General features: G+C 62.6%; 11 protein-coding genes. 1 reads left to right on the top strand and 10 read right to left on the bottom strand.

Annotation, left to right across the window (positions count from 1 at the left end; translation table 11 throughout):
- The 10 genes from JMY24_RS33800 to JMY24_RS33755 all read right to left on the bottom strand — a co-directional run.
- Positions 1 to 4,434 (bottom strand): beta strand repeat-containing protein (locus JMY24_RS33800; RefSeq protein WP_201703705.1); only part of this gene is annotated, 4,434 nt, incomplete at its 3' end.
- Positions 4,435 to 5,091: 657 nt separating this feature from the next.
- Positions 5,092 to 5,508, bottom strand: coding sequence for a CopD family protein (locus tag JMY24_RS33795; RefSeq protein WP_128586328.1), 417 nt, complete (start codon positions 5,506 to 5,508; stop codon positions 5,092 to 5,094).
- A 209-nt stretch (positions 5,509 to 5,717) separates the two neighbouring features.
- Positions 5,718 to 6,989 carry a glutamate-5-semialdehyde dehydrogenase gene (locus JMY24_RS33790; RefSeq protein ID WP_201703703.1) on the bottom strand — a complete coding sequence of 424 codons (1,272 nt, stop codon included), beginning with the start codon at positions 6,987 to 6,989 and terminating at the stop codon, positions 5,718 to 5,720.
- A 275-nt stretch (positions 6,990 to 7,264) separates the two neighbouring features.
- Positions 7,265 to 8,383 (bottom strand): DNA polymerase III subunit delta, encoded by a 1,119-nt coding sequence (gene holA, locus JMY24_RS33785; RefSeq protein WP_201703702.1) that lies wholly within the window; start codon positions 8,381 to 8,383, stop codon positions 7,265 to 7,267.
- A 36-nt stretch (positions 8,384 to 8,419) separates the two neighbouring features.
- On the bottom strand, positions 8,420 to 8,974 hold the full coding sequence (locus JMY24_RS33780; RefSeq protein ID WP_128590323.1) for an LPS-assembly lipoprotein LptE: 555 nt from the start codon (positions 8,972 to 8,974) through the stop codon (positions 8,420 to 8,422).
- Positions 8,975 to 9,065: 91 nt separating this feature from the next.
- Positions 9,066 to 11,657: a leucine--tRNA ligase gene (gene leuS / locus JMY24_RS33775; RefSeq protein ID WP_128595831.1), complete on the bottom strand. Its 2,592-nt coding sequence runs from the start codon at positions 11,655 to 11,657 to the stop codon at positions 9,066 to 9,068.
- 147 nt (positions 11,658 to 11,804) lie between these two features.
- Positions 11,805 to 12,236 carry an ExbD/TolR family protein gene (locus JMY24_RS33770; RefSeq protein ID WP_128590328.1) on the bottom strand — a complete coding sequence of 144 codons (432 nt, stop codon included), beginning with the start codon at positions 12,234 to 12,236 and terminating at the stop codon, positions 11,805 to 11,807.
- Positions 12,237 to 12,310: 74 nt separating this feature from the next.
- Positions 12,311 to 13,021 (bottom strand): MotA/TolQ/ExbB proton channel family protein, encoded by a 711-nt coding sequence (locus tag JMY24_RS33765; RefSeq protein WP_201703700.1) that lies wholly within the window; start codon positions 13,019 to 13,021, stop codon positions 12,311 to 12,313.
- A 57-nt stretch (positions 13,022 to 13,078) separates the two neighbouring features.
- Positions 13,079 to 13,876: a 4-hydroxy-tetrahydrodipicolinate reductase gene (gene dapB / locus JMY24_RS33760; RefSeq protein ID WP_128595834.1), complete on the bottom strand. Its 798-nt coding sequence runs from the start codon at positions 13,874 to 13,876 to the stop codon at positions 13,079 to 13,081.
- Between the two features lie 190 nt (positions 13,877 to 14,066).
- Positions 14,067 to 14,891 (bottom strand): outer membrane protein assembly factor BamE, encoded by an 825-nt coding sequence (locus JMY24_RS33755; RefSeq protein WP_201703709.1) that lies wholly within the window; start codon positions 14,889 to 14,891, stop codon positions 14,067 to 14,069.
- 158 nt (positions 14,892 to 15,049) lie between these two features.
- Between JMY24_RS33755 and fur the strand changes: the two genes are divergently transcribed.
- Complete coding sequence (gene fur / locus JMY24_RS33750; protein ID WP_012434340.1) at positions 15,050 to 15,478, top strand: ferric iron uptake transcriptional regulator; 429 nt, start codon at positions 15,050 to 15,052, stop codon at positions 15,476 to 15,478.
- The last annotated feature ends 295 nt before the right edge of the window (positions 15,479 to 15,773 follow it).

Here is a 15,773-nt window from a genome sequence, read left to right as displayed (position 1 = left end):
ACCGTTGGTCGAATCACCCGAGATGTTCGTCGAGCCGTTACCCGAGGTGTTGATCGAACCGTTCGGATCGACGATCACGCCCGTGCCATTCGTGCTGTTGCCCGAGATGTTCGCCGTGCCGTTGTCCGTCACGTTCACATTGCCGTCGATGACCGCGCCGTTGCCGTTCGTCGAGTTGCCCGAGATGTCGGCCGCGCCGTTGCCCGAGATGTTGATCGAACCGTTCGGATCGACGATCACACCCGAACCATTGGTCGAGCCACCGGAGATGTTCGCCGTGCCGTTGTCGGTCACGTTCACATTACCGTCGATGACCGCGCCGTTGCCGTTCGTCGAGTTGCCCGAGATGTCGGCCGCGCCGTTGCCCGAGATGTTGATCGAACCGTTCGGATCCACCACCACGCCCGAACCATTGGCCGAGTTACCGGAGATGTTCGCCGTGCCGTTATCCGTCACGTTCACATTGCCGTCGATGACCGCACCGTTGCCGTTAGCCGAGTTACCCGAGATGTCAGCCGCGCCATTGCCCGAGATGTTGACCGAGCCATTCGGATCGACGATCACGCCCGAACCGTTGGTCGAGCCACCGGAGATGTTAGCCGTGCCGTTGTCCGTCACGTTCACGTCACCAGCAATGACCGCACCGTTGCCGTTCGTCGAGTTGCCGGAGATGTCAGCCGCGCCATTGCCCGAGATGTTGACCGAGCCATTCGGATCGACTATCACACCCGAACCATTGGTCGACCCACCGGAAATGTTCGCCGTGCCGTTGTCCGTCACGTTCACATTGCCGTTGATGACCGCGCCATTGCCGTTGGTCGAGTTGCCCGAGATGTCAGTTGCGCCATTGCCCGAGATATTGATCGAACCGTTCGGATCGACCACCACACCCGAACCATTGGTCGAGTTGCCGGAGATGTTCGCCGTGCCGTTGTCCGTCACGTTCACATTGCCGTCGATGACCGCGCCGTTGCCGTTCGTCGAGTTGCCCGAGATATCAGCCGCGCCGTTGCCCGAGACGTTGATCGAACCGTTCGGATCCACCACCACGCCCGAACCATTGGTCGAGCCACCGGAAATGTTCGCCGTGCCGTTGTCCGTCACGTTCACATCACCAGCGATGACCGCGCCGTTGCCGTTCGTCGAGTTGCCCGAGATGTCAGCCGCGCCGTTGCCCGAGATGTTGATCGAACCATTCGGATCGACCACCACGCCCGAACCATTGGTCGAGCCACCGGAGATGTTCGCCGTGCCGTTGTCCGTCACGTTCACATTGCCGTCGATGACCGCGCCGTTGCCATTCGTCGAGTTGCCCGAGATGTCAGCCGCGCCATTGCCCGAAATATTGATCGAACCATTCGGATCGACGATCACACCCGAACCATTGGTCGAGCCACCGGAAATGTTCGCCGTGCCGTTGTCCGTCACGTTCACATCACCAGCGATGACCGCGCCGTTGCCGTTCGTCGAGTTGCCCGAGATATCAGCCGCGCCGTTGCCCGAGATGTTGATCGAGCCATTCGGATCGACCACCACACCCGAACCATTGGCCGAGCCACCGGAAATGTTCGCCGTACCGTTGTCCGTCACGTTCACATTGCCGTCGATGACCGCGCCATTGCCGTTCGTCGAGTTACCCGAAATATTAGCCGCGCCATTGCCCGAGATATTGATAGAGCCATTTGGATCAAGCACCACACCCGAACCATTGGTCGAGTCGCCGGTGATGTTGATTGAGCCATTGCCTGACGCTCTCACTGACCCGTTGACATCGGCTGCCGTGCCATTGGTCGACGCGCCGGAAATGTTCACCTTGCCGTCATCCTCGACCGCGATATTGCTATTTTGAACAACGCCGGTTCCATTGACTGAGTTTCCGGATATATCCAGACGACCATTATCTGACACGCACGACGAATCGTTCAGGACAACACCGTTACCATTCGTTGAGTTGCCGGTGATAGTCGCGGAGCCATTGCCCGAAATGTTCAGCGTACTGCCGGGCTGATCATAAACAACGCCGCCTCCCGAGTTCGAAACGCCAACCACAGAAAAGCTGCCGCTATCTGTCACGTTGTTGCCAACTCTCAACTGAACCCCATTGCCAGTATTGGACACCCCATCAACTTCAGTCGTCCCACTGCCGCTTGTGTTCACTTGGTAGATCCACGCTCCCACACCAGTATTCGAGACGCCATCGAACTTAAGCGAGCCGTTCTGCGTTACATTGACGCTTCCCCCCATAATCCCAAAGTAACTGTCAGATTTACCAATGATCGTCGCAGACGCGTTGCCGGCAATACCGTTGCTGCCCTGCATCCAGACGCCAGCTTGACTCTTTGACGTTCCGTTTGCGACGAGCTGTGCCTGGTCTTTCAGGTTGAGGCCGGTCGAAAAAAGGATACCTTGGCCGACTGTAGAGGTACCCGAAATATTGACCAATGCATTATCGGAGAACGACAGATTTGCCGAACTTGAGACACCCTGGGCTCCCGCAGAACTGCCTGCAATGTTCAGCTTGGCGTGCTGGCTGACCGCCATGCTGCCGGTTTGCAACTGAACGCCGACACCGGTATTTGACGAGCCCGTCACCGTAAGCGTGCCGTTGCCGACTTCCGTGAAGTTGCCTGCGAAGATTACACCGGAGCCCGTGTTGGCCACGCCCGTAATCGAACCACCACCGACATTCAACACTGTGCCGCTTAACGCGAGGCCATTGCCGCTGGCCTGACCGCTAACGTCCCCATGCGCCGTCAGATTGCCGCCATTCAGATCGATGGTGCCGCTCTGCTGGTACACCGTCCCGGTGTGGTTGCCGCCAATATCGGCCGCCAGATTCAGGTTCAGCGCGTTCGACGTCGACGTGATATTGCCGTTCAGCGTGATGCTGCCATTCGCCGCCAGCGTCAGATTCGCCGCTGCGCCGCCCGTCTTCGTGATGTCTGCGCCCGCCTGCTGCACGATATTGCCCGTCGCCGTACCCGAGCTCGCCGTCGTGATCGTCACGTCTGTGCCCGCGTTCAGCGCGCCGCTGATCGCACCGTTGTTCACCGTCGCGCTGTTGGTCGACGGCGTGAACGTGCCGTTCGCGCTCGTTTCGTTGGCGGTTGCACCCGTGCTGATCGTCACATTCGTCGGATCGATCAGCCACTGGCCAGCCTTGCCTTCCGGCGCCGCCGCGCTCACTGCGCCTTCTACGTTCAGGTTATGACCCGACGTCTCGACGAAGCCGCCATTGCCATGGGCCGAGTCGGCCTTGATCGTTGCGCCCGCATCGACCTGCGTGTAGTTCGCGAAGTTCACGCCGTCCTGCAGCATGCCTTGCGCCTGCGTGCCCGCCAGCTGATGCAGGCTGTCACCGCCGATGATGACCTTGCCGCCAGCCGCATCGCCGCTCACGTCGACGCTCGCATTGCCGAACACACCTACGCGGTCGCCCGACAGCACCACCGTGCCGCCCGCGCCCGTTGCGTTCGATGCATCGATCTTGCCCGTCACCGCCACGTCGCCCGTGTTGCCCGCATCGGCGACAACCGTGCCTGCGCGCACCACGCCCGACAGATTCACCACCGTGTTCAGCAGCGTGTTGCTGCCGCGCGCCGTCAGCAGCACCGAGCCGTTTTCGGCCTTGATGTTGCCGCTGTTTTCCACCAGCGCATTCGCCGACGCGTTCGTCAGCGTCAGCTGGATGCCCTGGCCGTTAGGCAGCGCGACCATCGCGCTGTCGCCCGCGGCGAGCGCGACCTGGCCGCCTTGCGCCGTCGTGATCGTGCCGCTGTTGCGCACCTGGTCGCCCATCATGACCACGTAGCCTTGCGCCTGGATCGAACCGTCGTTGACCACGCTTGCGTTCGTGCCCGTCGACTTCAGCGACAGCGGGCCGCCTGCCATGAACGAGTTCGTGTCGACCGATTTCGTCGTCGCCAGCAGCGAGCCGACGTTGACCACCGAGCCCTTGCTGAACAGCACGCCGTTCGCGTTCTGGATCAGCACCTGGCCGTTGGCCAGCAGCGAACCCTGGATGTTCGACGGGATGCCGCCCGTCACGCGGTTCAGCGCCTGCGCCTGGGCGTTCGGCTGATTGAACTGCACCGTGTTGCCCGTGCCGACGTTAAACGAGTTCCAGTCGATCACGGTACGTTGCGTACCCTGATTGATGGTCATCGTGTTCGGGTTGGTTTGCGAGATGCTTGCCTGACCGGCCATCACCTGGCCGTTGGTCGGCAGCGACTGTGCACGACCCACCGACGGCTGCAGCGCAACGAGCGCCACGGCCACCGCGGTCATTGTGGAGACGACGCCCAGTTCGCGGCCCGAAGGACCGACGCCGGCGCTTTCGCCAGCCTGCTTACCTTGACTCGCCACGTTCTCCGCAACAGCGACGAGCATGCCGAGACGTTTGCTAAATACCCGGCGGAACCGATTCTTGTTCATGAAAGACTCACAATTAAGTTGGACACACGACAACCGCACACTGCGGCTCGCACATTCAGCGAAGCGGGGCTAGGGGCCGTCGTGCTTTGCTAATGTTCGAGATTCAGAATATGAGATGCGTCCAACGGACAGAATCAGACAAGGATTAAAAACGCCTTAGGAATAAGGCGCTTCTGCAGACGAACTCGGAGGCGGTACGGCGCGCCGAAGGCTGGGAAATGGGCTCGCCGTATGAGTTGCCCCCCAGTCGAAGAAAAGGAAAACGCCGTGACGTGCTTGCGCGATGCGCGCAGCGCAGTAAAAGAAGGTGCCGAGCGAGTCCGCCGATGTCAGCGACGAGAACTGCCGCACACGGACAAGCGCGGCCAATTTGCCGCATGAAAATTCAGAGTAGTCTTAATCGACAAAGCACCGGCGCGCGTCGCCTCGAATCGGCGTGACACGGAAGCGACTGGAAATTTGAGAGCTCTGCAAAGTCAGCGAATGCACTGGAAGCGTTCAAGCTCCGTGGCACTCACACTTGCATCTGCGCGGCGGGGAATGCCGCGTCTTTGAAAGTGAAGCAACTACGTGGTCGTCACACGAAACGCGGCGCCGCGTCACGTTGCAAAGCGCCCGAATGATTAGTCATCCGAACGCTTCACGTGTATCAAAACATCAAAACGGCTTGATCACCACCAACGCCACGGCAGCCAGCATCCCGAGCACGGGCAGTTCGTTGAACATCCGATACCACTTGTGCGTGCGGCGATTTTCTCCGCGCTCGAACGTTCGCAGCAGCACGCCACAGTAAGCGTGATAAATCACCAGCAGCACGACGACGCCGACCTTCGCGTGAATCCACCCCTGCCCTTGTCCGATTCCGACGACGAGCCAAAGCCACAGCCCGCAAATCAGCGCCGGCACCGCGATGAACGACATGAAGCGGAACAGCTTGCGCGCCATGAGCAGGAGACGCTTGACTGCGGCCGGCTCGGTTTCCATTGCCAGGTTGACGAAGATGCGCGGCAAATAGAACAGGCCGGCGAACCAGGAAGCGACCAGAACGATATGAAACGTCTTGATCCAGAGCATCGGAGAGTCCTTGCGGTGCGGGTTGATTTTTATAAAGCGCGTCTTGCAGAACGCGCATTGTGACGAGCGGCGGCAATCATGGCGGTCATGCACCGCAACGCAAAGTGACCGGTCGCCGCAGCAACAAAAAGACGTGAAGAAACAGGAAGGCCAACACAGGCAGTCGTACGTGGCCGCGTTGCACGGCCACGTATTCCATCGGATTCGCGCTATTGGCGCCCTTCGCCATGCCCGAGCACGACATATTTCAGCGACGTCAGCCCTTCCAATCCAACCGGGCCGCGCGCATGAAGCTTGTCGTTGGAGATGCCGATTTCTGCGCCGAGTCCGAACTCGAAGCCATCGGCGAAACGGGTTGACGCATTCACCATCACGCTTGCCGAATCGACCTCGCGCAAAAAGCGCATGGCGCGGTCGTGGTCTTCCGTGACGATCGCGTCGGTATGTTGCGAGCTGTACGTGTTGATGTGCTCGATCGCCGCGTCCAGATCGTCGACCACTTTGATCGCGAGCACCGGCGCGAGGTATTCGGTGCGCCAGTCTTCTTCCGTTGCATCGACGAGCGGTCCCACGCCCGCGTCGGCCAGCACGGCACGCGCCGCCGCGTCCACGCGCAATTCGACTTCCTTTTCGCGATACAGCTTGCCAAGCGGCGGCAACACTTCCGCTGCAATGCCGCGCGCGACCAGCAGCGTCTCCATCGTGTTGCACGTGCCGTAGCGGTGCGTTTTGGCGTTATCGCACACGGTCAGCGCCTTCGTCAGATCCGCGCGATCGTCCACGTACACGTGGCAGATGCCGTCGAGGTGCTTGATCATCGGCACGCGCGCTTCGTTCATCAGCCGCTCGATCAGGCTCTTGCCGCCGCGCGGCACGATCACGTCGACATATTCGGTCATTGTGATCAGTTTGCCGACGGCCGCGCGGTCCGAGGTCGCCACCACCTGCACGGCGTCCTGCGGCAAACCGGCGGCCTCGAGGCCTTCGCCGATCAGCTTCGCGAGCGCCGTGTTGCATTCAAGCGCTTCGGAACCGCCGCGCAGGATCGTGGCGTTGCCCGACTTCAGGCAGAGCGCGGCGGCGTCGATCGTCACGTTGGGACGCGATTCGTAGATGATGCCGATCACGCCGAGCGGCACGCGCATCTGCCCGACCTGAATGCCGCTTGGCCGGTACTTCAAGTTGCTGATCTCGCCGATCGGGTCCGCAAGCGCCGCGACCTGGCGCAAGCCTTCGACCATCGTTTTGAGCGCTTTGTCCGACAAGGTCAGCCGGTCGATGAAAGCCGCGTCGTGACCTTTTTCGCGAGCGCGCGCGAGGTCGCGCGCATTGGCTTCCTTGAGCAACGCGGCGTCGCGCTCGATGCCTTCGGCCACCGCCGCGAGCGCGGCATTCTTCGCGGCCGTCGACGCCCGCGCCATCGCACGCGATGCCTGGCGGGCGCGGCGGCCGAGGTCGGTCATGTACTGGTCGATATCCATGGTGATTCTCGTGGTGTCGCGCACGTCGGCGTGCGACGGTCAGGCTGATTAGCGAAAGATTCAAAGATTGTAAGTCGGGCCCCGGCGCTCTGCTTGCCACCGCGGACGGCGCTATATATCGCGCCGATGCAGCCGATGCTTGAACCCGCTAAGCCCCGCAGGCTTTCAGGCGAACTCGCGATCAGCGCGGCTTGCTCATTCACCTGAGCGCTGGCGCCTATGGTTCCGCGTTGGCCCCATGCCCACCAGACCGTCAGCCAGGCTGGGTTGCCGGATCACGCTGGCCTTCGCGCCCCGGCAGCGGCTCCGGCCCGAGGTCGAGGCACAGGAGCCGCCGGCGTTTTCGGCGAAGCCACCGACATCGCCAGTTCGAACAGGCCGTCCCACGGATCAGGCGGCGGATCGTTGCGATGATTGCCCGGCGTGCCGCCCGACAGCCCCTTCACCTGTCTGTCGAGCCGCGCCGCGAGCGCCAGCGACTTCTCCAGCGCCGCCTCGGTGACACGCGACAACGCCGGCCCGATCAACCGCTCGCGCGGCCCCCACACGCGGTTTTCGCGCACCAGCACGGCGAGCGGCTTGCCGGCCGCGACGCCGCGCTTGATACGCAAAAGCGTACGCAATTCTTCAACGACCGCCCACAACACGAGCACAGTGGCCTCGCCTTCGCCGCGCAGCCCGTCGAGCATGCGCGACAGACGGCCCACGTCGCCCGCGAGCATCGCCTCGTTCAGCTTGAACACGTCGTAACGCGCGACGTTGAGCACCGCGTCGTGAATCTGCTCGAAGCTCAACGAGCCGGCTGGATACAGCAAGCCCAGCTTCTGGATTTCCTGATGCGCCGCGAGCAGGTTGCCTTCGACACGCTCAGCGATAAACGCGAGCGCGCGACGCCCTTCTTCTCCGGCCGCAACCCGCTGACCTTGCGCCGCGAGCCGCTGGCCCACCCAGTTCGGCAACTGCGCGCGCTCGACCGGATCGATTTTCAGCGCGACGCCCGCGTCGGCAAGGGCCGTGAACCAAGCGGATTTCTGCGTGGCCGCGTCGAGCCGCGGCAGCGTGACCATGGTCAACACGTCGTCATTGACGGCAGCCGCAAGCGCTTTCAGCGCATCCGCGCCTTCCTTGCCGGGCTTGCCCGACGGAATGCGCAGTTCGACCAGTTGACGGTCACCGAACAGCGACATCGACTGACTCGCGCCCAACAGCGAACTCCAGTCGAAACCGCGCTCCACGGTGAACACCGAGCGATCCGTGAAGCCCGCCGCGCGGGCCGCCCCGCGAATCCGGTCGCACGCTTCCTGCGCGAGCAGGTGCTCGTCGCCGTACACGACGTACAGTCCGGCGAGTCCCTTGGCGAGATGCGCTTCGAGCGCGTCAAGTCGCAGTTGCATGGCTATGTCTACCTCAGATCCCGTCGACGCCGACGCTCACAGCGGCGGCGGCGGCAAAGGCGCGCGCGGCACGATGGCCGGCACTTGCTGGCCCGGCGCCGGATGCAACGAACGCACGCTCGAAAGACGGCGCGTGAGCTGGTCGACCGCGTCGTTTTCCATATCGGCGAAGAGGATGTCCGACTCCGCGGCTTTCGCTTGCGAGTACTTGTCGCTATAGGTCATCGCGCGGTTCAGTGCGATCACGCTCGGCGGAATCAGCACCGTGCCGTCCTTGCCGATCAGCGAGTAGTTCATGGAGAGATTCAATTGATACTCTTCGACGACGCCCAGTGAGTTCAGCGTCAGCGTGCTGTAGCCGCGGCCTTCGGTAATCTGCAAGGTAGCGTCCGCGCTGGTCACCGAGTTGACCACCACCGTGTCGCTGCCGCCTTGCACCATGCGCGCGAGCCGCGCATTCGCCGATGGCGATCCGCCTGCCACGAACAGGCGCTTGAATGCATAGTCCTGCTGGCCGCGCAACTGGAAGCCGCACGCGGACAACATCAATACGCTGCATGCGAGCGTCAAAAAAAACGATCTGCGAGTCACATTGGCTCCTGGTTCGCAGTGGGTTCCCGGCGAGAGACACGCGCCGCCGCACGCGACAGCGCCATGCCTGTTGACAGATGCTGCTGGATCGTCAAACGACCACGTTCACGAGGCGGCCCGGCACCACGACAATCTTCTTGGGCGCCTTGCCTTCGCTGAACTTCGCGACCATTTCGTGCGCGGCCGCCAACTGCTCGATCGATTCGCGCGACGCGTCTTTCGCCACCGTCAGCGCGCCGCGCACCTTGCCATTCACCTGCAGCACGAGCTCGATCTCCGATTGCTCGAGCGCTTTCTCGTCGACCTTCGGCCACGGCGCGTCGAGCAGCGAACCGAACTCGTCGGCGTAACCGAGTTCCTGCCACAACTGGAACGTGAGGTGCGGCACGACCGGATACAGCACGCGCAGCATCACACCATAAGTTTCGCGCAACACAGCCGGCTGCGCGCCCTTTGCGCTGTCGAGCGCGTTGAGCATTTTCATCGCGGCCGACACGACCGTGTTGTACTGCAAGCGCTGGTAGTCGAAGTCGGCCTGCTTGAGCACGCTGTAGATTTCGCGGCGCAGCAGTTTGTCGGCGTCGGCGAGTTGCGCGGCGTCGAACTGGCCGCCCGCGCGCAGCGCGGCTTCGTTCGCGTGACCGAAGCTCCACACGCGACGCAGGAAGCGGCTCGCGCCTTCCACGCCCGAGCCCGACCACTCCAGTTGCTGCTCGGGCGGTGCGGCGAACATGACGAACAGACGCGCGGTGTCCGCGCCGTGCTGGTCGATCAGCGATTGCGGATCGACGCCGTTGTTCTTCGACTTCGACATCTTCTCGACGCCGCCCAGCACGACCGGCTGGCCGTCCGAGTTCAGCACGGCACCGACCGGGCGGCCCTTGTCGTCGAACGAAACTGTGACGTCGACCGGGTTGTACCAGGTTTTCTTGCCCGTAGCGTCTTCGCGATAGTAGGTTTCGTTGAGCACCATGCCCTGCGTGAGCAGGTTTTTCGCCGGCTCACCGAATTTGACGAGACCGAGGTCGCGCATCACCTTCGCCCAGAAGCGCGAGTACAACAGGTGCAGAATCGCGTGCTCGATGCCGCCGATGTACTGGTCCATCGGCGCCCAGTAGTCGGTGCGCTCGTCGACCATGGTCTTTGCGTCCGGCGATGCGTAGCGGTAGAAGTACCACGACGAATCGACGAACGTGTCCATCGTGTCCGTCTCGCGCTTGGCCGCGCTGCCACAGGTCGGGCAGGTGCAGTTCACGAACGCTTCGGACTTCGCAAGGGGGTTGCCCGTGCCGTCCGGCACGAGGTCCTCGGGCAGCACGACGGGCAGGTCTTTTTCCGGCACCGGCACGTCCCCGCACTTCGGGCAGTGGATGATCGGAATCGGCGTGCCCCAGTAACGCTGGCGCGACACGCCCCAGTCACGCAGACGCCACGTGATCTGCTTGTCGCCCAAGCCCAGCGCCTTCAGGTCGGCGGCGATCGCGTCCACTGCCTGTTCGTAGTTCAGGCCGTCGTACTTGCCGCTGTTGACGAGCGTACCGCTCTTCTCGCCGTACCAATCTGCCCAAGCCTGCGTGGAAAATTCCTTGCCTTCGACCGCCACCACCTGCTTGATCGGCAGACCGTATTTCTTTGCGAACGCGAAATCGCGCTCGTCGTGCGCCGGCACACCCATCACCGCGCCTTCGCCATAAGTCATCAGCACGTAGTTGCCGATCCACACTTCGACCTGCTCCTGCGTGAGCGGATGCTTGACGAAAAAGCCGGTGGCCATGCCCTTCTTTTCCATCGTTGCGACGTCGGCTTCGGCCACGCCGCCGCGCTTGCATTCGTCGATGAAAGCCTGCAGTTCCGGCTTGTCTCGCGCGAGACGCGTGGCGAGCGGATGCTCGGCCGCCACCGCGCAGAAGGTCACGCCCATGATCGTGTCGGCGCGCGTAGTGAATACACGCAACAGCTTCTGTTCGCCGTCGATTTCATACGGGAAACCGAAGTTCACACCGAAGCTCTTGCCGATCCAGTTCTGCTGCATGATCTTCACGCGCTCGGGCCAGCCGAGGCCTTCCAGATCGTTCAGCAACTCGTCGGCGTACTGCGTGATGCGCATGTAGTACATCGGGATTTCGCGCTTTTCGACGAGCGCGCCCGAGCGCCAGCCGCGACCGTCGATCACCTGCTCGTTCGCGAGCACCGTTTGATCGACCGGGTCCCAGTTGACGGTGCCGGTTTTCTTGTACGCGATGCCCTTTTCCAGCATCTTCAGGAAGAGCCACTGGTTCCACTTGTAGTAGTCAGGGCTGCAGGTGGCGACTTCGCGCGACCAGTCGATGGCGAGTCCCATCGACTGCATCTGCTTTTTCATGTAAGCGATGTTGTCGTAGGTCCACTTTGCCGGCGGCACGTTGTTGGCCATCGCGGCGTTTTCCGCCGGCATGCCGAACGCGTCCCAACCCATCGGCATCAGCGCGTTGTAGCCGTTCATCCGCTGATAGCGGTACATCACGTCGTTGATCGTGTAGTTGCGCACGTGCCCCATGTGCAGCTTGCCCGACGGATACGGCAGCATCGAGACGCAGTAGAACTTGGGCTTGTCGGTGGTTTCCGATGTCTTGTACGCGTCGATGGCGCGCCATTGCCCTTGCGCGGCGGATTCGACGTCGGAGGGAACGTATTTTTCGTGCATGGTGTGATGGGATCGCTGGGTTCGGTGCTTCCGCACCGGCCGCTTGGTGCTTTTGCTGGATGAAATGGCGTCGTTCCCCGTACTGCGGGGAAAGGGCTGATTATACCGTTCGCGGACGGCTGCGCCGCTTGGCGAGCGCCCGCTTGCCTACTGCTGCGCGCCCGGTGGGGGCGGCTCGGTCACAAAGCCGATTCGCTCGAGACCGGCCTGCTGCGCGGCGCCCATGACCTGCGCGATCACCTCGTAGCGCGTATTGCGCTCGGCGTGCAGATGGATTTCCGGCTGGTCGGCCTGCTTGCCGGCTTGCGCAAAGCGCCCGCGCATCTGCTCCAGCGTGATGACGCTGCCGTCCCAATACAGCTTGCCTGCGGCATCGATTGAAAGCGAAATGGTTTGCGCCGTTTCGCGTGCCGGCGCAGACGCGACCTTCGGCAGGTCGAGACGAATCGCGTGCGTGAATAAAGGCGCGGTAATGATAAAAATCACCAGCAGCACGAGCATCACGTCGATCAGCGGCGTCATGTTGATATCGGCCATCGGCGCGGCCGTCTGCTTTTTTTCGAGTCCGCCGAATGCCATGTCGCCTCCTTACGTCGTGACGCGCGCTCAGTGCTCCTAGTGCGCTTATTGCCCTTAGTGCCCTTGTGTTGCCCTTAGTGAGTCGTGGCCTGCGGACCGCGCACCGGCGCTTGCGGCTGGCCCACGGGCGCGCACACGTATGCATGCAGGTCGTGCGCGAAACCGTCGAGTTCCTCCGACAGCTGCCGCACGAGGCGCCCCAGCACGTTGTAGGCGAGCACTGCGGGAATCGCGACCACGAGACCGAAGGCCGTCATGATGAGCGCCTCGCCGACCGGGCCGGCGACGTTCTCGATTTGCGCCTGACCGCTCGCCGCAATGCTGCCGAGCGCGTGATAAATGCCCCAAACGGTACCGAGCAGGCCGACGAAAGGCGCCGTGCTGCCCACCGAAGCCAGCAGCACCTGACCGAATTCGAGCCGCCGCTGCGACGCATTGAGGGCCTGACGCAGCGCCCGGACCACACGCTCGCCGCGCTCGACGCGCGCAAGCAGCGCGCCGGGAATGTCGACTTCGGCTGCATGGAGCGCCGCTTCTGCCAGCGGCGCGAAAACGCGCTCGCGGTCGGCGCGCTTCAATGCGGCGACGCCTTCCGCCAAGGTCGGCGCCTGCCAGAAGCGCGCGACAGCGCGCGTCGCCTGACGTTTGGCGCGCACCAGCACCCAGGTCTTGACGATCAGAAAGCACCAGCTCGCAATCGACATCGCCAGCAGCACATAGGCGACGCCATGCGTGATCGCGTCGCTCGTTTGCAGGTAATGGATGATGCCGCTGCCGCCTGCCATCTGATTTCGCCGGGGAGAAGTGAGTTCGCGCGGGTAAGTAAGCCTTGCGCGTCGCGTTTAGCGCAGGCCGAGCACGTCTTGCATGTCGAAGAAACCGGTCTGATGGCCTTCGAGGAAACGCACGGCACGCAGCGCGCCCTGCGCATACGACAGGCGGCTCGCCGATTTGTGCGTGATTTCGATGCGCTCGCCGATGCCCGCGAACAGCACCGTATGGTCGCCGACGATATCGCCGCCGCGAATCGCCGAAAAGCCGATCGTGGACGGATCGCGTTCGCCGGTCACGCCTTCACGGCTATAGACCGCGCAGTCGTCGAGATTGCGTCCCAGAGCATTGGCGATCACTTCGCCCATCGTAAGCGCGGTGCCCGACGGCGCATCGACCTTGTGACGGTGATGCGCCTCGATGATCTCGATGTCGTAGCCGGTCGCGAAATGCTTCGCGGCGTACTCGAGCAGCTTGAGCGTGACGTTCACGCCCACGCTCATATTCGACGCGAACATGATCGCGATGTTGTCCGCCGCGGCGCGCAGTTGCGCCTTCTGCTCGTTGTCGAAGCCGGTCGTGCCGATCACCATTTTCACGTTGTGACGCTGCGCGGCTTCCAGGTGCACCAGCGTGCCCTCAGGGCGCGTGAAGTCGATCAGGTAGTCCGATTCGGCGAACACACGTTCGATGTCGTCGGTCAGCATCACGCCCGTCTGTTTGCCGAGAAAGGCGCCGGCGTCCTGACTGAGTTGCGGCGAACCCGCACGGTCGAGCGCGCCCGACAGCGTGGCGTCGGAATCGTTAAGAACGGTTTCGATGAGCATGCGGCCCATACGGCCCGATGCGCCAGCAATCGCAATTTTCATGGCTACGAGGGTTCGAAAGACACAGCCCGGCAGAAGCGGGCAAAAGCGGCGGCGGGCAGCACGCCCTCGCACCGCGCGCGACTGGAACAACAGAGAATCGGACGGCGCCGCGCGAAGCCGAAGCGACTTTGCAGTCGCACTTCAAGGCGGGCGATTGCGCAGCGGCCGTCTTAAAACAAGGACAGCGTTATTACTGGCTCGTTCCCGAAGTGGACGACGCGCCAAGCGGCGCGTTCGGCGTCGGGCCGCCGCTTTGCGAGCCCGTCGGTCCAACCGGATTGTCTTGCGACGACGGCGATTGCGGCGGCGGCGGACGGTGGAACTGGAACTGCGGCTGACCACCGGACGTCGGGCCTTGCGGCGGTATGCCGCCGGCATTCGCGGTCGGAGCCGTTGAGCGCACCGACGACCGTGTATTGCGCGACGGCGCTTGCACCGCATTCGTCGCACGATTCGCGGCTTGGGCGGCTTCAGCGTTCGCGTCGGTGGACGGCGCGGCCGCTGCGGCTGCACCTTCGACGGACGGCGAACGCGCGGTGTCGACCGTGACCGGCGCCGTGGCTACCGGCGCGCTTGCCGCGCCCGTGCTGCTCGCTACGTTCGCCGCGGCGGCCTTCTTACCGCGCTTGTCACCGTCGATCTCGGCGAGCAATTCGAGGTTGGACGGCAGGTCTTCACCGCCGCTCCAGCTGGCGACGCGATCGCCCGCGAAGATGACCACGAAGTCGCGCTGCTGCACGACGTTGGTCGAGCCGCGCTTGAAATAGAACACGTAGTCCCAGCGATCTGCGTGGAACATGTCGGCGAGGAGCGGCGTGCCCAGCAACTGACGCACCTGTGCGCGCGACAGACCGACCTGCATTTGCGCGGCGGCTTCTTTCGAAACGAAGTTGCCTTGCACAACGGTAATCCGGTACGGCGTGATGCTTTGAGCAACTCGCTGCGTGAGGCTGTCGTACGTGGAACATCCTGCAAGAATCGCGACAGCCGCAACAGCGGTCAAGGTACCCCGCATGCGGCTCCCCCGGTAGATCAGTTGAGATTTTGAAATCATTTCACTCACCGTGCGGGCCCGCTGACGAGCCGCGCGAGTTTCATTCCATCGAAGATGACCAGAACGGCAAAAACACATTACTATGAGAGCCCAGCATTGTACTCTAGGGATCCCTTGTCATGACCAATCCAACCGATCTCAAGAACATCGGGCTCAAGGCGACCCTTCCGCGCCTCAAAATCCTCGAGATTTTTCAGCACAGCCCGGTGCGTCACCTGACGGCCGAAGACGTATACCGCAACCTCCTGCACGAGGAACTCGATATCGGTCTTGCCACCGTCTATCGTGTGCTGACGCAATTCGAGCAGGCGGGCCTGCTGTCGCGCAGCAATTTCGAATCGGGCAAGGCGGTGTTCGAACTGAACGAAGGCTCGCATCACGACCACCTGGTGTGCCTCGATTGCGGGCTCGTCGAAGAATTCTTCGACTCGGAAATCGAGAGTCGTCAGCAGTCCATCGCGAAGGAACGCGGCTTCAAGCTGCAGGAACACGCACTGGCGCTCTACGGTGCCTGCACCAAGGAGAACTGCCCGCATCGCAAGCATTGACGCGGTGCCGGCCGTGTCGGGGGGCGCGGTCGAACGGTTAGAAATGAGCAGAAAAGGTGGCCCGGCCCGGTTGAATCGGCCGGGCCATTTTTTTCGTCGGGCGCATTTGGGAGAGAACGCCTTCATGCAACGCGTGCTGCCTTAGCTGCGTGAGTTTCTGCTGTCCGCGTACGCGGAGCACCGCGAGACTTCGCTGCGGCTGACAGAGGCGGGAGAACCCTTATCGGAAAAGCCTCGGCGCGGCAGCGTCTATTTCGGCGCTCTGCAGGCGTAAAAAAGCCGCTCCGAGGAGCGG

This window comes from Paraburkholderia kirstenboschensis (assembly GCF_904848585.1).
In the GTDB taxonomy this organism is placed as follows: domain Bacteria; phylum Pseudomonadota; class Gammaproteobacteria; order Burkholderiales; family Burkholderiaceae; genus Paraburkholderia; species Paraburkholderia kirstenboschensis.
Note: the sequence above shows the minus strand (reverse complement) of the source record. Positions and strands in the feature narration are given on the sequence as shown.

Coding starts and splice junctions, on each gene's coding strand:
- JMY24_RS33755 (WP_201703709.1), bottom strand. CDS start 14,891: ATGCGGGGTACCTTGACCGCTGTTGCGGCTGTCGCGATTCTTGCAGGA.
- fur (WP_012434340.1), top strand. CDS start 15,050: ATGACCAATCCAACCGATCTCAAGAACATCGGGCTCAAGGCGACCCTT.
- dapB (WP_128595834.1), bottom strand. CDS start 13,876: ATGAAAATTGCGATTGCTGGCGCATCGGGCCGTATGGGCCGCATGCTC.
- JMY24_RS33795 (WP_128586328.1), bottom strand. CDS start 5,508: ATGCTCTGGATCAAGACGTTTCATATCGTTCTGGTCGCTTCCTGGTTC.
- leuS (WP_128595831.1), bottom strand. CDS start 11,657: ATGCACGAAAAATACGTTCCCTCCGACGTCGAATCCGCCGCGCAAGGG.
- JMY24_RS33790 (WP_201703703.1), bottom strand. CDS start 6,989: ATGGATATCGACCAGTACATGACCGACCTCGGCCGCCGCGCCCGCCAG.
- holA (WP_201703702.1), bottom strand. CDS start 8,383: ATGCAACTGCGACTTGACGCGCTCGAAGCGCATCTCGCCAAGGGACTC.
- JMY24_RS33765 (WP_201703700.1), bottom strand. CDS start 13,021: ATGGCAGGCGGCAGCGGCATCATCCATTACCTGCAAACGAGCGACGCG.
- JMY24_RS33770 (WP_128590328.1), bottom strand. CDS start 12,236: ATGGCATTCGGCGGACTCGAAAAAAAGCAGACGGCCGCGCCGATGGCC.